Below are 15,936 nucleotides of genomic sequence, written 5' to 3'. Positions count from 1 at the left end.
AGGGCAAGTGGGTCACAGGGCCCGGAAACACAATATGAAAAATATGCTCGATTGACTGCTTCCAAGCCTCAGGCCGATAAAGGCAGAACCCATGGAGGGGGCTCACACCAACGGCCTATGAGCAAGGAGCCATCATGTACCCTCCACCCGCGCCATCAGGTGTCTCAGTACTTAGCAACATGCACGCTGCAAGCAAAGAGCGTAACTACTTTAAAAATGGCGGCAGTGCTTTTCTAGTGTCGTGGTTCTATTCGAAGGTTCGTAATCGAGGCGAGTGGGATTACAAGCAACAGGGAAGGCAATATGAGGCTTTAGGTAATTTCAATTATGGTGCAACTGGAACTGCTGCTGGCCTTTCGGAGGAATTCCTGTTGAGGGGGGCGGGATGGGCACAGAGCCGCGCGGGGACCAGTAATTCAGCATTTGGATCATGGTGGGGCAGCTCCCCTTATGACGACGACCCCGAGGATCAGGAATGGATCAAAAAAGGGATCGAATATGCCAAATCATACGGGTATTAGATGGCTGATTGCTTGCCTGCTTCTGCTTATCCTCGGTCAAACCCTATGGATCTTCTCCAGAGATGCAAGGCCTGTGTTGACCAAGATTGTTTCTGAAACTCCAATTGGCAAGCAGAGTGCCATTTATGAGGTGCTCAGCGATGCTGGTGGGGCGACAGTGCCGCTGACCTACTTGTACTTTGTGGCTGAAAAACAACAGCACGATGATCGGGTCTTGAAGGGCCTTGAAAGGCTGACGCCTTTCCTGGTCACTCGCCAATCGGGCGCCGTGCTGCACGTGGAGGGCCTGAAAATAACGGCGCGGACTGAGGAGCAGGTCTACAGCTATTCGAGTACCACTCTTCTCGAAGAGGGTGGCGCAGTATTGCCCATTACAATCGAACTCACCGCGACGGCTCACCGAGAGTGATAGTCAAAGGGGCCGCGCAACGGCCCCTTTGCATTTCAGGAGGACAGGTACGAAGACCGGGTCAAGCCCAGGCGCAAGGCATCCAGATACTGGGTCCGCTCACGCGCAGTGATCTTGGCGCTGGCGACCTTGTCGCGGTAATGCGTCATCAACTCTTCCGGCGACAGGTGCACGTAGCGCAGCATGTCTTCGATGGTGTCGTGGGTTTCGATACCGGCGTGGTACACGCTGCCGTCGGCATTCTGGTAGATGTTCACCGAGTCGGTGTCACCGAACAGGTTGTGCATGTCACCCAGGATTTCCTGGTAGGCACCCACCAGGAACACGCCCAGCAGGTAATCTTCGCCTTCCTTCACCGCATGCACCGGCATGCTGGTTTCGATGCTCTGCTCGTCAACGTACTGGTTGATCTTGCCGTCGGAATCGCAAGTCAGGTCCTGCAATACCGCACGCCGCATCGGCTCTTCGTCCAGGCGGTGCAGCGGGATGATCGGCAGGACCTGGCCGATGGCCCAGGTGTCTGGCAGGCTCTGGAACACCGAGAAGTTGCAGATGTACTTGTCGGCCAGCTTGTCGTTCAGCTCGTCCAGCACCTGGCGGTGCGAGCGCTGGCGGGCTTTCAGCGAGTTGTGCAGACGGCGGCACACGGCGAAATAGCACTGCTCGGCCAAGGCTTTCTCGCCCAGGCTGATCTTGCCATCAGCGTACTGCGCGGCCACATCACCCATGTAGTGGGTGGCGCGCCAGTAGGTCTCGGTGACCATCTCGATGTCGGTCGGGCCAAGCAGGTCGACCAGCCACTGCACGGTCTCGGGCAGGGCTTCCTTGTTATCGATGGTCGGTACGTCGTCATTGTGTTTCTCGACGTCGGTCACCTGGATCACCAGCATGGCGTGGTGCGCGGTCAGCGAACGGCCACTCTCCGAGAAGATGTGCGGGTGCGGCAGGCCCTGTGCGTCGCAGAACTCCTTGAGCATGCCCACCACCACGCCGGCGTAGTCGTCCATGTCGTAGTTGATCGAGCTGGCATTGCGCGAGTGAGTGCCGTCGTAGTCCACACCCAGGCCGCCACCCACGTCGATGTGGTCGACCGGCAGGCCCAGCGCACGCAGTTCGCCGTAATAACGGATGGCTTCCTTGAAACCGTGCTGGTAGTCGGCCAGGTTGGCGATCTGCGAACCCATGTGGAAGTGCAGCAGGCGGATGCCCTGATCCAGGCCCGCATCGCGGAAGCGCTGCACCACCGAAAGCAACTGGGCGGCGGACAAACCGAACTTGGACTTCTCGCCACCGGTGTCGGCCCACTTGCTCGAGGCCAACGACGACAGGCGAACGCGCAGGCCAACCTGTGGTTTCACCTTGAGCTCGGCGGCCTCTTCGATCACCAGGGCCACTTCCGACTCTTTCTCGATGACGATGAACACATTGTGGCCAAGCTTCTGACCCATCAGTGCCAGGCGAATGAACTCACGGTCCTTGTAGCCGTTGCAGACGATGGTGCCGCCCTTCGGCGCCAGCGCCAGCACTGCCAGCAACTCGGGTTTGGAGCCGGCTTCCAGGCCGATGGAAACGTTTTGCGTGGCGATGATGTTTTCCACCACCGCTTCCTGCTGGTTGACCTTGATCGGGTACAGCGCGGTGTACTGGCTCTGGTATTCCAGGCGCGCGATGTTGGCGTCGAAGGCACCGGTCAGCTGGCGCACACGGTCCTGCAGAATGTCAGGGAAGCGCACCAGCAAGGGCAGCGACAAGCCGCTCTGGCGCAGTTCGTCGACCTGTTCGAACAGGTCGATCGGAGCGCTTTGAGGGCCGTTGGGGCGTACTTCGACGCGCCCGGCTTCATTGATGGCGAAATAGCCAGCGCCCCAATGGCGGATACCATAAACACTGCGGCTGTCGGCCACGGTCCATTGGCTACCATCGTCTTTGCGTGTGCGTCTTACGGACATTCAAGTCCCCTATAAATAAGTCGAAGACACTGCCCGCAGGCAGCGGGGCGAGTGTAAAAGCTGAAAATGACGATTCATCCGTGCTCAGGCATAGACTCTGACCACGGGAACGAGTTTAGAAAGCGCTGGGCAAAAAATCGTGCGATGGCCTCAGCCGCCGGACTTTTTCGCCTTGAAACCCTGTTTGGTCAGCTCGCCGATCAACAGCTCGACATGGTCGCCCTGGATCTCGATAACCCCGTCCTTCAGGGCGCCGCCGGTACCGCAGCGGCGCTTGAGCGTGGTCGCCAGCTCCTTGAGCTGGTCGGGCGGCAGCGGCACGCCGGTGACAGTGGTCACGGTCTTGCCGCCACGGCCTTTGCTTTCGCGGCGCACGCGGGCAATGCCATCGCCTTCGGGGATGATTTGCTGCTTGCAGGTGCAGGCGTCCACCGGCTGGCCACAGTCGGGGCAGTGCCGACCGGCGTCGGTGGAGTACACGAGACCGCCAAGGGCGGAAAAAGAAGAAGCTTTCTTGGCCACTTTTGTTCCTCGGTGCTGAGGACAAAAACTGGTCGTGCCTTGGGGTTGAGGCCGACCGCGAAGCCCCACTCTGGCAGGGGCGGCGCTACTGCTGCAAGAATTGCGGCAGCCCGAAAAGGGCGCGCAGTGTAACGATAAAAACGCCGGTTGTGTAGGAGCGGGTTTACCCGCGAACAAGGGCAAAGCCCTTGCCCTGCGAAACGGGTGTCTAGGCCGGTATTTCGCGGGCAAACCCGAGCCTACAAAGTGGCCTTGTAGCGCTGCAACGCCGCCAACGAGTCCGGGCAATAAGGCTTGCTCAGGCTTTCCTGCTCAGCCTGTTCAAGACCGATGAAGCGCGCCTCGATCACCTCTTCCGGCTGCAACCGCAACGGTGCATCCGACACCGCCGAATACACCGCACACCACAAGCGGTTATCCGGCTGGTCGAAGTAGAACCGCTCGTGAAAGCGCAGCTCGGCGCCCTCGACGCCCAGCTCTTCGGCCAGCTCGCGCGCGGCCGACTCGGCATACGCTTCCCCGGCCGTGACCATGCCGCCCGCCGCCACATCCCAATACCCGGGGTACAGCGCCTTGCTCAGGGTACGCCGGTGTACACACAATTCACCGGCACTGTTGAACAGCAGAATGAACGTGCAGCGACCGATCAGGCCACGCTCGCGCAACTCGGCACGGGGCAAGGCGCCCAGTACCTGGTCGGTTTCGTCCACCCAGGTGACCAGCTCGCGGTCGGAAGCCGCCCGATGGGCGGCCTCGGTTGGGCTGATAGCCATCATCAACCCTGCGACAGCAGCTGACGCAGATCGATAACCGCAGCGTTGGCCCGGGAAATATAGTTGGCCATGACCAACGAGTGGTTGGCCCACATGCCGAAGCCACTGCCGTTGAGCACCATTGGGCTCCACAGCGGCTCTTGCGAGGCCTCCAGCTCACGGATGATCTGACGCACGCTGACGGTGGCATTCTTCTTCGCCAGCACGTCGGCGAAGTCCACCTCGATGGCTCGCAGCAGGTGCGACAGCGCCCAGGCTTGGCCACGGGCTTCATAGAACACGTTGTCGATCTGCAGCCATGGGGTTTCCACCAGCTCCTCATCCACCTGCGGCGCCTGGCCGGCAACGACCGACTCGGTCTTCAGCGTGGTGTTGAGCTTGACCCGGCCAACGCTGGCCGACAGGCGCTGCGACAGCGAGCCCAGGCGGGTGGCCACGTCACCCAGCCAGTTGTTCAGGTTGTCGGCGCGGGTATAGAAGATAGCGCCCTTGTCCCCGGCAGCCAGACGGGTCTGGTAGCGGGTCAGCGACTTGATGCCCTCTTCGAACTCCGACTCGCTCGATGGCAGGATCCAGCTCTTGTTGTCGAAGTTGAAGCGTGGCTCGGCCTTGGCCAGGTCGGCGTCTTCGGTGGACTGCGACTGCGAACGGGCGAAGTCTTTACGCAGGGCACGGGACAGGTCACGGACCTGGACCAGCACGCCATATTCCCAGCTTGGCATGTTGTCCATCCACAGCCCTGGCGGGAAGCGGTCGTTGGAAATGTACCCGCCCGGCTTGTTCAGCAAGGTGCCGGCCACGGACTTGAGGGTTTCGATGGTGGTATAGCCCACCACCATCTGCTGGCCAGCACGTTCGGCTGCGGCCTGGGCGTTTTGCTGCACCGGGAACAGAGCAGGCTCCTGGCTCCAGTACCAGCCCAGGCCGATACACACCAGCAGGTACAACCCGATCAGGGTCCCCAGGGCACGGCTCCAAAGGCCGCCAAGGTAGCTACGGGCGGCAGCGCCGCGCCCGTCGACACGCTCACGGGGCTCGGCTTTGGCCTCGCGGTTTTTCCAGTCCAGCATGGCTTTGTCCTTAATCAGTCACGACGGTTCAGGGGCTTTGACCACAGGCCTGCGCTAGCGTGCCACGGGAAGCCCGAATGGCTGCACTATAAAGCAGACACCACCGTACGCATAAGCGACCATTCAGTCAGCAACTGAATATTCGTTCTGCCCGCTTTGTTGACGCAGGGCACTCACGCACGTGAAAAGAGCTGCTAGCATAGAGCCATCATTGCCCCTGCACATCCCAACCTATAAGTAGCCAGGACATGAGCCAAGCAGTCGAGCCGAGCCCGCAGTGCCCCGTCCAACAGCTGACGCGTAACGGCCTGCGCAAGGACGACCCGCTCGACCCGCTGCTGCTGCCGGTGCGCAAACCGGTGTACATCCTGCTGCAGGACCACGAGCGTGCCCAGCGCCTGGCCCAGCAACTGGAATTCTTTGGCCTGGTGGTGCAAGCGTTGCCCAGCACAGCGGCGTTTCTCGCCTCGATCAGCGAGTACCCGCCTTCGGCCATCATCATGGATGTCGACTTCACCGGCGCCGGCCTGGGCTTGCTGCTGGCCGCCCAAGTGCAGCAGGGCCTGGCACGCGCCATTCCGTTGCTGTTCTTCAGCCATCACGAAGCCGACACCCCGACCCGCCTTGCCGCAGTACGCGCCGGTGGTCAGGACTTTCTCACCGGCAGCCTGGAAGCTTCCAGCTTGCTGGAAAAGGTCGAACTGCTGACCAACACCGCCCCGCACGACCCGTTGCGCGTGCTGATCATCGACGACTCGCGCACCCAGGCCCTGTACACCGAGCGTGTACTGGCCGGCGCCGGCATGCTCACCCGCAGCCTGACCGACCCGATCCGCACGATGGCAGAGCTTGCCGACTTCCAGCCCGACCTGATCATCCTCGACCTGTACATGCCGGCTTGCACCGGCCCGGAGCTGGCCAAGGTAATCCGCCACAGTGACCGCTATGTGAGCGTGCCGATCATCTACCTGTCTGCCGAGGACGACCTGGACAAGCAACTGGATGCCATGAGCGAAGGCGGTGATGACTTTTTGACCAAGCCGTTTCGCTCACGCCACCTGATCACTACCGTGCGCAACCGCGCCGCCCGCGCCCGCCATTTGAAGGCACGCATGGTCCGCGACAGCCTGACCGGGCTGTACAACCACACCCATATCCTGCAGCTGCTTGAAGACTGCAGCTTCCGCGCCCGCCGTGAGCAGCAGCCGTTGAGCTTTGCCATGCTCGACATCGACCACTTCAAGAAGATCAACGACCGCCACGGCCACCCCATGGGCGACCGAGTGATCAAGAGCCTTGCCCTATTCCTCAAGCAGCGCTTGCGCAAGACCGACTTCATTGGCCGCTACGGTGGCGAAGAGTTTGCCATCGTCATGCCCAATACCGCGCTGGACGCCGCACACAAGGTGCTGGACGAAATTCGCCGGCGCTTTGCCGAAATTCTCTACCCGGCGCAGCCGCGCGATTTGCAGTGCACCTTCAGTGCAGGGGTGGTGCAACTGGACGAGGGGTTGGATGCACTGACCATGGCCAGTGCAGCGGACGAGGCGCTGTACCGGGCCAAGCATGCGGGGCGTAATTGCGTCGTTCGTGTAGAGCCCTGAGATTCGCACTCACTGTGCCAGCCACACCAATAGAGGCACTGTGCCACTTTTTTCTGACACCAAGCCCCTGGCGTCATCACCCCGTCACAAAATCGCAATAACTTCAGGCGCCTACCTCTCACCTGCGCAGGAAATTCGCGGCTATGCGCCTGAAGTGGCTGACCAATTTCAACACCCTGTTGCTGGTGACCGTGTGTATCGCCTTGGGCGCCACCCTGTGGTGGTCGCAGCGCGCCCTCGAGCGCCCCTACCAGCTGATGGAGCGCTATCTGGGCCTGTCTCAGCAGTTCCAGAACCAGACGGCGCGCAATATCCAGGCCTACCTGGGCAGCGGCGATGCCCTGCGTCAGGCCGCCGCCATGGAGGCGACCCAGCAGTTGCAGGCCGCACTGACGGACTGGCCCGTAGAGCTGGCCGAGAAGTTGCGCCCCAGCCTGGATAGCCTGCAGGCCTTCACCGCCAACGAACTGCTGGCCGCCGGTAAGCTGGCCGGTGACCCACAAGCCCTGCTGCTGCAAGCCGAGCGGGAGCTGGGGGCGAACTTCGAGCAAATGGCCAGCTATGCCCGCGACAGTGGCAACGCCGAGGCCAATCGCTACTTGCTGCCCTTGCTCGACGCCACCCTGCACCTGGGGCGGCTGTCATTGGCTCGCGACAAGCTGGTCAGCAGCGGCCGCCCGGAGCTGGCCGATGAGGTGGAGCGCGAGCTGCAACTGATCCGCGCCCAGGCCCAGACGGTCGACGGCCTGCCACTGCTCGGCGTAACCCGCACGGCCGAATCCGGAGCCGACGACTTCGCTGCGATGATGGGCCTGGAATCCCAGAGCAGCGCCCAGCAGGAAGACATTGCCGTGGGCCTTAAGCGTGAATTGCAAAGCCTGCTCAACCGCTACCCGGCCGAACTGCAACGCACCCGCGAACAGATCGAGCGCCGCGTCGCGCTGGCCACCACCACCGGCCAGCACCTGGAAGCCGTACAACAGGCCATCGCCGCGCTGGAACCCGAAGTGCGCGGCCAGCATGCGAAAATCGCTGCCGAGGTGCGCATTATCCAAGGCCTCATGATCGGCCTGATCCTGCTGATCGCCCTACTGATCGACACGCTGCAACGGCGCCTGGCAGGTACCCTGACCGGACTGGCCCCGGCCCTGTCACGCTGGGCCGAGGGCGACTTCGCCCAAGCCATCGCCCTGGGCAAGACCAACCGCGAACTGCACGACATCCAGGAGTCGCTCAACCGCCTGCGTCAGTACCTGGTGGAGCTGGTCGGCACCATCCGCCATAACGCCGAGCAGGTGGCCGGCAGCAGCCACGCCCTGGCCGGCATGAGCGCTGCGCTGCACGGCGGCGCCGAGCGACAGGCCGGCGATACCGGGCAGATCCGCGATGCCTTGGGCGAGCTGGAAGCGACCATTCAACAAGTGGCTGGTGATGCCAGCGCAGCCGCCGAGGCCAGCCGCGATGCCGGGCGTGCGGTGGAACAAGGCCAGGCGGTAATCGGCCAAAGCCTGTCGGGCTTGCGTGAGCTGGTCGATGAAGTGCAAGGCAACGCCCGCATGATCGAACAATTGGCGGAAGAGTCGGCCACCATTGGCGGGGTACTGACGGTGATCCGCGCGATTGCCGAGCAGACCAACCTGCTGGCACTGAATGCCGCGATCGAAGCGGCCCGTGCCGGCGAGATGGGCCGTGGCTTTGCCGTGGTCGCCGATGAGGTACGCTCGCTGGCCCAGCGCACCACGGGGGCTACGGGCGAGATCCAGGCGTTGATCGACCGCTTGCAGCAGGCCGCCAGAAGTTCGGTGGCGGGGATGCGCGCGCAACTGGAACATGCCGAGGCCACGGCCAACCAAGCCCAGGCGGCGGATGGGGCACTGGATGAGATTGTCTGTGCCATTCGTACCATTGCCGATACGGCGGTGCGGATTGCCGATGTCACGGCGCAGCAGAGTGGCGCGGTGAGCGAGATTCGTGACCACAGCGAGCGGATTCACGCGTTGGGTGAAGACAACCTGCAGCGCATTGGCGAGGGGCGTGAACAGGGCGAACAGCTGCTGAGCCTGGGCGGTGAGCTGAACCGGGCCGTGCGAGCGTTCAGGGTCTGAGTCAGCGGGGTGGTCGCCAGGACAGGTGTAGCAGTTGGGTGGTGTTTGACGGGACAAGTGCTGCGCCTGGGAGATTGAGCGCGCGCGCGGCGCTTCGCGGGTAAACCCGCTCCTACGTTTGTTTCGGGCCAATTATTCCTGCGCATCCGTTATCATGCCGAGCACGTTCCACCTCGCGAGTCCGCCATGCGTCGCCTGTTTCTCATGCTGTTCCTGCTGCTGGCCAGCCCTGCCTTCGCCGCAGGCCTGCTCGACAACCGCCCAAGCGCCACCCTTGGCGCCGCTTCGCTGGCCAACAACGCCGACTTTCTGCCGGTACACGAGGCCTTCAAGCTCAACCTGGTCCAGGCCGATGCGCAAACCATCAAGCTGCGCTTCGTCGCCACCGATGGCTACTACCTCTACCGCCACCGCTTCCAGTTCCACACGGAACCGGCCGACATCACCCTGGGCACGCCGAACATCCCCAAGGGTGAGGCCAAGCACGATGAATTCTTCGGCGACGTCGAGGTGTACCACGGCGTGCTCGATATCGAGTTGCCACGCAAAGACCCACGCGCCTTCACCCTGCTGGTGGGCTACCAGGGTTGCGCCGACAAGGGCCTGTGCTACCCGCCGGAAACCGCACGCCTGAGTATCGATGGCGAGGGCGTTGCAAACACGCCAGCCACCCGCGAACACGGCTGGAACTGGAAGTCGCTGCTGCTGTTCTTCCTCGCTGGGGTCGGCCTGACCTTCACCCCCTGCGTCCTGCCAATGTTACCGATCCTTTCCGGTGTGGTGCTGCGCGGCCAGGTTGGTGGCGTGCGCGGCCTGGCGCTGTCGCTGGCCTACGTGCTGCCAATGGCCGCCAGCTTCGCGGTGCTCGGCGCACTGATGGGCCTGTTCGGCGCAAGCCTGAACCTGCAGGCGCGCCTGCAGTCGGCCTGGGTGCTGGTACCTTTCGCGCTGTTTTTCGTGGTGTTCGCCCTGGCCATGTTCGGCCTCTTCGAACTGAGGCTGCCCCAGGCCCTGAGCAACCGCCTGAACAACGTCGCCAACCACACCCGCGGCGGCTCGCTGCTGGGTGCAGCAGTGCTCGGTGTACTCTCCAGCTTGCTGGTTTCTCCATGTGTCTCGGCCCCCCTGGCCGGTGCCTTGCTCTATATCAGCGCCAGCGGCGATGCCCTGGGTGGCGCGCTCAAGCTGTTCACCCTGGGTTTGGGTATGGGTGCGCCACTGCTGCTGGTGGCCACCGGTGGCGCGGCCTGGCTGCCCAAAAGCGGCCCATGGATGAACACGGTGAAAAACGCCATTGGCGTACTGCTGCTGGGGCTGGCCATCGGTTTGCTCAGCCGTGTACTGCCAGGCCCTGTGACCTTGCTGCTGGTCGGTTTCCTCGCCGCGGGTGTGGCACTGTTCCTCGGCGCGCTGGAATTCGTCGTCAAGACGGCGGCCCAGCGCCTGGCGCAACTGCTCGGCCTGGCCTTGCTGGTGTACGCGCTGGCTTGCTGGTACGGCGCACTCACTGGCCAGGGCGACCCACTGCGCCCACTGCCGGGTGCATCACTGACCGCCAGCGGCAGCCTCCCGACAGCAAAAGCCGATGCCTGGCAGACCATCAGCACACCTGATGCTCTGGACGCAGCCCTGGCACAGGCCCAGGCCGCCGGCCAGCCAGTGCTGCTGGACTGGTACGCCGACTGGTGCATCAGCTGCAAGGTGATCGAGCATGAGGTGCTCAATGCACCGCAAGTGCAAACACAGCTGGCCGGCTTCAAACTGCTACGTTTCGACATCACCGACAGTAATGCCGAGCAACGCACGCTGCTCGACCGCTACCAGCTGTTCGGCCCCCCCGCCCTGCTGTTTTTTGCTGCGAACGGCAGCGAAATTACCGCTGATCGGGTGATTGGCGAGATAAATGCCGGTGAATTTGCGCAGATTCTGACGCGCGTGCGCGGCAAAGTCGGTCTATAACTTCCCGCGAGCCGGGAAAAATCCTGAAATGAGTGACCGGATTTAATTATTCGGTCACATACTTCGCGCGAACCTCGGACATCGTGCTGGCTATTGCCGGGAACTGGACACTTGCCGTTGCTTTACGGCACACTCGCCGCGCTGTGTCGAATTGCCCTACAAATCCAAGGAATCCGCAGATGGCAACGCTACTGGTGCTCCACGGCCCCAACCTCAACCTGCTCGGTACTCGCGAGCCAGGCCACTACGGCGCCGTGACCCTGGCTCAGATCAACCAGGACCTGGAGCAACGCGCCCGCGCCGCAGGCCACCATCTGCAGTACCTGCAGAGCAATGCCGAATACGAACTGATCGACCGCATTCACGCCGCACGCAACGAGGGTGTGGACTTCATCCTGATCAATCCGGCTGCTTTCACCCACACAAGCGTCGCATTACGTGACGCATTGCTTGCGGTGAGCATCCCATTCATCGAAGTGCACCTGTCCAACGTGCACAAACGCGAACCGTTCCGTCACCACTCCTACTTTTCCGATGTTGCCGTAGGGGTGATCTGCGGTCTGGGCGCCAGCGGTTATCGCCTGGCCCTGGAGTCCGCGCTGGAACAACTGGCTGCCAACGCACAGCCCAAATGATGAAAACCCTGGCCTAAGTGGGCCGGGGTTCGAGAGAAACGTTTCAGATACGTTTTTTTGTATTTCGCCCCCTGACCGAACCTTTGGGAGTTGATGATTAATGGATATCCGTAAAGTCAAGAAACTGATCGAGCTGCTGGAAGAGTCTGGCATCGACGAACTGGAGATCAAGGAAGGCGAAGAGTCGGTCCGTATCAGCCGTCACAGCAAGACCCCAGCTGCCCAGCAGTTCTACGCACCGGCGCCTATGGCCGCCGCCCCTGCCGCTGCGCCGGTTGCCGCTGCTGCGCCAGCCGCCGAAGCCACTGCTGCCGCCCCGGCCCTGAAAGGCACCGTGATCCGTTCGCCAATGGTAGGTACCTTCTACCGCAAGCCTTCGCCGACCTCGCCTAACTTCGCTGAAGTTGGCCAGTCCGTGAAGAAAGGCGACACTCTGTGCATCGTCGAAGCCATGAAGATGATGAACCACATCGAAGCCGATGTTGGCGGTGTCATCGACGCCATCCTGGTAGAAGACGGCCAGCCGGTTGAGTTCGACCAGCCGCTGTTCACCATCGTTTGAATCGCGGAGAGCCAACGATGTCTGGGAAGCTCGAAAAAGTCCTGATCGCCAACCGCGGGGAAATTGCCCTGCGGATCCTGCGTGCCTGCAAAGAGCTGGGCATCAAGACCGTCGCCGTGCACTCCACTGCCGACCGTGAACTGATGCACCTGGGCCTGGCAGACGAGTCGGTCTGCATCGGCCCTGCATCGTCGAAGGATTCCTACCTGCACATCCCGGCGATCATCGCTGCCGCCGAAGTGACTGGCGCCACCGCGATTCACCCGGGTTACGGCTTCTTGGCTGAAAACGCCGATTTCGCCGAGCAGGTGGAAAAATCCGGTTTCGCCTTCATCGGCCCGAAAGCCGACACCATTCGCCTGATGGGCGACAAGGTTTCGGCCAAGGACGCGATGATCAAGTCGGGCGTGCCGACCGTACCGGGCTCCGATGGCCCACTGCCGGAAGACGAAGAAGTCGCCCTGGCGATTGCCCGTGACGTCGGCTACCCGGTGATCATCAAGGCCGCCGGTGGCGGTGGTGGTCGCGGCATGCGCGTGGTGCACAAGGAAGAGGACCTGATTTCCTCGGCCAAGCTCACCCGTACCGAAGCCGGTGCTGCCTTCGGCAACCCGATGGTTTACCTGGAGAAGTTCCTGACCAACCCACGTCACGTGGAAGTGCAGGTACTGTCCGACGGCCAGGGCAACGCCATTCACCTGGGCGACCGTGACTGCTCGCTGCAGCGCCGTCACCAGAAGGTCCTGGAAGAAGCACCAGCCCCGGGCATCGATGAGAAAGCCCGCCAGGAAGTGTTCAAGCGCTGCGTCGATGCGTGCATCGAGATCGGCTACCGTGGTGCGGGTACTTTCGAGTTCCTGTACGAAAACGGCCGCTTCTACTTCATCGAGATGAACACCCGCGTGCAGGTTGAGCACCCGGTGTCGGAGATGGTCACTGGCATCGACATCGTCAAGGAGATGCTGAGCATCGCCGCTGGCAACAAGCTGTCGTTCCGCCAGGAAGACGTGGTGATCCGTGGCCACTCGCTGGAGTGCCGGATCAACGCCGAAGACCCGAAGAAGTTCATCCCGAGCCCAGGCAAGGTGAAGCACTTCCACGCCCCGGGCGGCAACGGCGTACGCGTCGATTCGCACCTGTACAGCGGTTATTCGGTTCCGCCGAACTACGACTCGCTGATCGGCAAGCTGATCACCTACGGCAAGGACCGCGACGAAGCCATGGCGCGCATGCGCAATGCCCTGGACGAGATCGTCGTCGACGGCATCAAGACCAACATCCCGCTGCACCGCGACCTGGTGCGTGATGAAGGCTTCTGCAAAGGCGGCGTCAACATTCACTACCTCGAGCACAAACTGGCCAACCAGGAGTGATCGTGTAGTGTGATGTACCAGAACCCCGGCCCTGTGCCGGGGTTTTTTATTGCTTGCCTGAAGCTGGGGCCGCGTTGCGGCCCTATCGCGACACAAGGCCGCTCCCACAGGTTGCGCGCATGCCTCAGGACCGACGCCGTCCTTGTGGGCACCCCGGCTCTGTGCCAGGTTGTTTTATTGCCTGCCTGAAGCTGGGGCCGCGTTGCGGCCCTATCGCGACACAAGGCCGCTCCCACAGGTTGCGCGCATGCCTCAGGACTGACGCCGTCCTTGTGGGAGCGGCCTTGCGTCGCGAAAGGGGCGCAGCGCGCCCCAAGGGCTCTACCCCTTCATCCGCGGCATGTCGATGCGATGCTCATGCACTCGCCGATAAAGCGTCGCCCGCGAAATACCCAAAGCCCGCGCCGCATCAGCCGGCTTCCAGCGATGGCGAATCAGCGCATCCAGCAACAACTGCCGTGCCGGGCACGACACCCCGCTTTCAGCCGAGCCAACCGCTTCACCGCGCACCTCCTGCGGTAGATCCTGAAGCCGCACCTGCCCGCCTTCACTCACCGCACAGGCATACCGCAACACCTGCCGTAGCTGACGCAAATTGCCCGGCCAGCGATAAACCAGCAGCGCCTGCAGCGCGTCATCCGCCAACACCACCTCCACCCCGCAGGCCGCAGCCTCTTCGGCCAGCAACTGGTGAATCAGCCCCAGCCGGTCATCACGCTCACGCAAGGGGGGTAGCTCAAAGCGGGCATTGGCCAGGCGGAAGTACAAGTCTTCACGAAATCGCCCGTCCTCCACCATCGCCGCCAGGTCGCGATGGGTGGCACAGATCACCTGAATATCCACCCGCTCCCGCCGCGCCGCACCCAGCGGCGCTACCTCGCCCTCCGCCAGCACCCGCAGCAGGCGGGTTTGCAGGTTCAGCGGCATGTCCCCGATCTCGTCGAGGAACAGCGTGCCGCCATCGGCCTGCTGCAACAGCCCTTGCATGCCTTTGCTGGAAGCCCCGGTGAAGGCCCCGGCCACATAGCCGAACAACTCGCTCTCGATCAGGGTTTCCGGAATGGCCGCGCAGTTCAGGGTAACGAACGGGCCATCACAGCGCTGGCTTTGCTGGTGCAGCTGGCGGGCGAATACCTCCTTGCCGGCTCCGGTCTCACCCAGTACCAGCACCGCCAGGTTGCAGTCCTTGACCCGCGTGGCCAACCGCAGGTGTTGCTCGATACGGGTGTCCTGGGCCTGGCGCAAAGGCTGCGCACGCTGGCGTTGCTGCGGTGCGCTGACCCGGCCATACAAACCGCCCAGACCAGGCAGGCGCTGAGCGGACGACGCGCTCACCCGGCGCAGTTGGTCGATGTCGAACAGTTCGCCAATATGCTCAGGCAAGCGCCCCAGGCGCTCCACCAACCGTTGCCGCGCCAGGCTGTTGATTGCCTGCAAGCGGCCATCGGCATCCCAGGCCAGCAGGTAATCGGGTTGGCTCTCCACATAGCCCGGCGTGCCATGCGCGCGCATCACCCAGTGGCCCTGGGCGCTGTGCATAAAGAAAGCGTTTTCGATTTCGCGGGCGGTCTGCTCGACCAACTGGCGGATCAGGTGCTGGCTGCGCCGATCATCCGGCGACTGCAAGGCCGACACATCGACCACGCCCAACAACTCGCCCAACGGGTCGAACACCGGCGCCGCTGTGCAGGTCAGGCCGATGAAGGCGGCGCGAAAGTGATCGCGCTTGTGCACCGTGACCGGGGCCTTGCTGGTCAGCACCGCCGCCACACCGCATGTGCCCTCCTCGCCCTCCGACCAGCAGGTCCCCAGATACAGCCCGGCCTTGCGACAGTCGTTGCGGATGGCCGACTCGACCCGGTAATCGATGGTGCGCCCCTGGGCATCGGTAAGCAGCACGCAGTAGTCAGCGCCGCGCACCCGTTCGTGCAAGCGCGCCACGGCATCGCTGGCGATGCGCAGGAACAGCTCGGCGCGTTCGCGGCATTCGTTGAGCAGGCTTTGGGAAAGGATACGCGGCCCCTGCTGGGAACCGGGGTCGAGGCGGTACACATCCATGGAGCGACGCCATGAATCGAGGATCAGCGGTGGTACCGGCGCCTGCGGCAGGCGGTCGGCATTCTTCAACACCCTGCTGACGCAGTCCACATGGGCTCGGGAGTTCGCGGCAAGCATTCAGGCCCTCCGGTTCTCATTACTGTTTTTATCGTTGTCCGGCCATTAAGCGCCTCTGGGCATGCCCCGACAAGCACTGTGTGATTACCGGCTGGCTTGAGACGCAGCGTCTCAGCGTCTCGGCAACGCTGGCCCGGCGCTGGCACCCGGCGTCTCGCCGCCACACCCGTGAAGACCTGCCCGAACACGACCAGAGCCCTCTAGCCCGGGCACTTCAGCCATCGCGAAGAAAGCTGGCACCCCGCTTGCTCCTGCCCTTGCAAACAAAAATACGAGGTG

13 protein-coding genes are annotated in these 15,936 nt (G+C 62.6%); 8 read left to right on the top strand and 5 right to left on the bottom strand.

Annotation, left to right across the window (positions count from 1 at the left end):
• Nucleotides 1-134 precede the first annotated feature (134 nt).
• Both ACK59Z_RS17125 and ACK59Z_RS17120 read left to right on the top strand, forming a co-directional pair.
• Nucleotides 135-521, top strand: coding sequence for a polymorphic toxin type 44 domain-containing protein (locus ACK59Z_RS17125; protein WP_409293507.1), 387 nt, complete (start codon nucleotides 135-137; stop codon nucleotides 519-521).
• Complete coding sequence (locus ACK59Z_RS17120; RefSeq protein WP_003255316.1) at nucleotides 499-930, top strand: hypothetical protein; 432 nt, start codon at nucleotides 499-501, stop codon at nucleotides 928-930. Before ACK59Z_RS17125 ends, ACK59Z_RS17120 begins: the two co-directional genes overlap by 23 nt.
• 35 nt (nucleotides 931-965) lie before the next feature.
• Here ACK59Z_RS17120 and speA read toward each other — a convergent pair whose 3' ends face one another.
• From speA to ACK59Z_RS17100, 4 genes are all read right to left on the bottom strand, one after another.
• Complete coding sequence (speA, locus tag ACK59Z_RS17115) at nucleotides 966-2,879, bottom strand: arginine decarboxylase (protein ID WP_012051088.1); 1,914 nt, start codon at nucleotides 2,877-2,879, stop codon at nucleotides 966-968.
• A gap of 150 nt (nucleotides 2,880-3,029) precedes the next feature.
• The gene (locus ACK59Z_RS17110; RefSeq protein WP_003255318.1) at nucleotides 3,030-3,401 is read right to left on the bottom strand and encodes a translation initiation factor Sui1; all 372 of its coding nucleotides are present in this window, start codon (nucleotides 3,399-3,401) and stop codon (nucleotides 3,030-3,032) included.
• Nucleotides 3,402-3,640: 239 nt separating this feature from the next.
• Nucleotides 3,641-4,174: an NUDIX hydrolase gene (locus ACK59Z_RS17105; protein ID WP_108192070.1), complete on the bottom strand. Its 534-nt coding sequence runs from the start codon at nucleotides 4,172-4,174 to the stop codon at nucleotides 3,641-3,643.
• 2 nt (nucleotides 4,175-4,176) lie between these two features.
• Nucleotides 4,177-5,244 (bottom strand): DUF2333 family protein, encoded by a 1,068-nt coding sequence (locus tag ACK59Z_RS17100; RefSeq protein ID WP_108192069.1) that lies wholly within the window; start codon nucleotides 5,242-5,244, stop codon nucleotides 4,177-4,179.
• A 248-nt stretch (nucleotides 5,245-5,492) separates the two neighbouring features.
• Here ACK59Z_RS17100 and ACK59Z_RS17095 point away from each other — a divergent pair, with 248 nt between their 5' ends.
• The 6 genes from ACK59Z_RS17095 to accC all read left to right on the top strand — a co-directional run bounded on the left by ACK59Z_RS17095 (nucleotide 5,493) and on the right by accC (nucleotide 13,482).
• Nucleotides 5,493-6,848 (top strand): diguanylate cyclase, encoded by a 1,356-nt coding sequence (locus ACK59Z_RS17095; RefSeq protein ID WP_003255323.1) that lies wholly within the window; start codon nucleotides 5,493-5,495, stop codon nucleotides 6,846-6,848.
• A 143-nt stretch (nucleotides 6,849-6,991) separates the two neighbouring features.
• Nucleotides 6,992-8,953, top strand: coding sequence for a methyl-accepting chemotaxis protein (locus ACK59Z_RS17090; RefSeq protein WP_409293506.1), 1,962 nt, complete (start codon nucleotides 6,992-6,994; stop codon nucleotides 8,951-8,953).
• 186 nt (nucleotides 8,954-9,139) lie between these two features.
• Nucleotides 9,140-10,912 carry a protein-disulfide reductase DsbD gene (locus ACK59Z_RS17085; RefSeq protein WP_409293505.1) on the top strand — a complete coding sequence of 591 codons (1,773 nt, stop codon included), beginning with the start codon at nucleotides 9,140-9,142 and terminating at the stop codon, nucleotides 10,910-10,912.
• A gap of 179 nt (nucleotides 10,913-11,091) precedes the next feature.
• Nucleotides 11,092-11,547 (top strand): type II 3-dehydroquinate dehydratase, encoded by a 456-nt coding sequence (gene aroQ / locus ACK59Z_RS17080; protein ID WP_003255330.1) that lies wholly within the window; start codon nucleotides 11,092-11,094, stop codon nucleotides 11,545-11,547.
• Nucleotides 11,548-11,647: 100 nt separating this feature from the next.
• Nucleotides 11,648-12,109, top strand: a complete 462-nt coding sequence (gene accB / locus ACK59Z_RS17075) for an acetyl-CoA carboxylase biotin carboxyl carrier protein (RefSeq protein WP_003255332.1) — start codon at nucleotides 11,648-11,650, stop codon at nucleotides 12,107-12,109.
• Between the two features lie 17 nt (nucleotides 12,110-12,126).
• The gene (gene accC, locus ACK59Z_RS17070; RefSeq protein ID WP_003255333.1) at nucleotides 12,127-13,482 is read left to right on the top strand and encodes an acetyl-CoA carboxylase biotin carboxylase subunit; all 1,356 of its coding nucleotides are present in this window, start codon (nucleotides 12,127-12,129) and stop codon (nucleotides 13,480-13,482) included.
• Between the two features lie 321 nt (nucleotides 13,483-13,803).
• Here the strand turns inward: accC and ACK59Z_RS17065 are convergent, their stop codons facing one another.
• Nucleotides 13,804-15,657 carry a sigma-54-dependent Fis family transcriptional regulator gene (locus ACK59Z_RS17065; RefSeq protein WP_003255335.1) on the bottom strand — a complete coding sequence of 618 codons (1,854 nt, stop codon included), beginning with the start codon at nucleotides 15,655-15,657 and terminating at the stop codon, nucleotides 13,804-13,806.
• Between the last annotated feature and the right edge of the window lie 279 nt (nucleotides 15,658-15,936).

It is taken from the genome of Pseudomonas sp. KCJK9058 (genome assembly GCF_046230975.1).
Taxonomy (GTDB): Bacteria; Pseudomonadota; Gammaproteobacteria; order Pseudomonadales; family Pseudomonadaceae; genus Aquipseudomonas; species Aquipseudomonas alloputida.
This window is presented reverse-complemented; position numbering and strand designations above follow the sequence as displayed.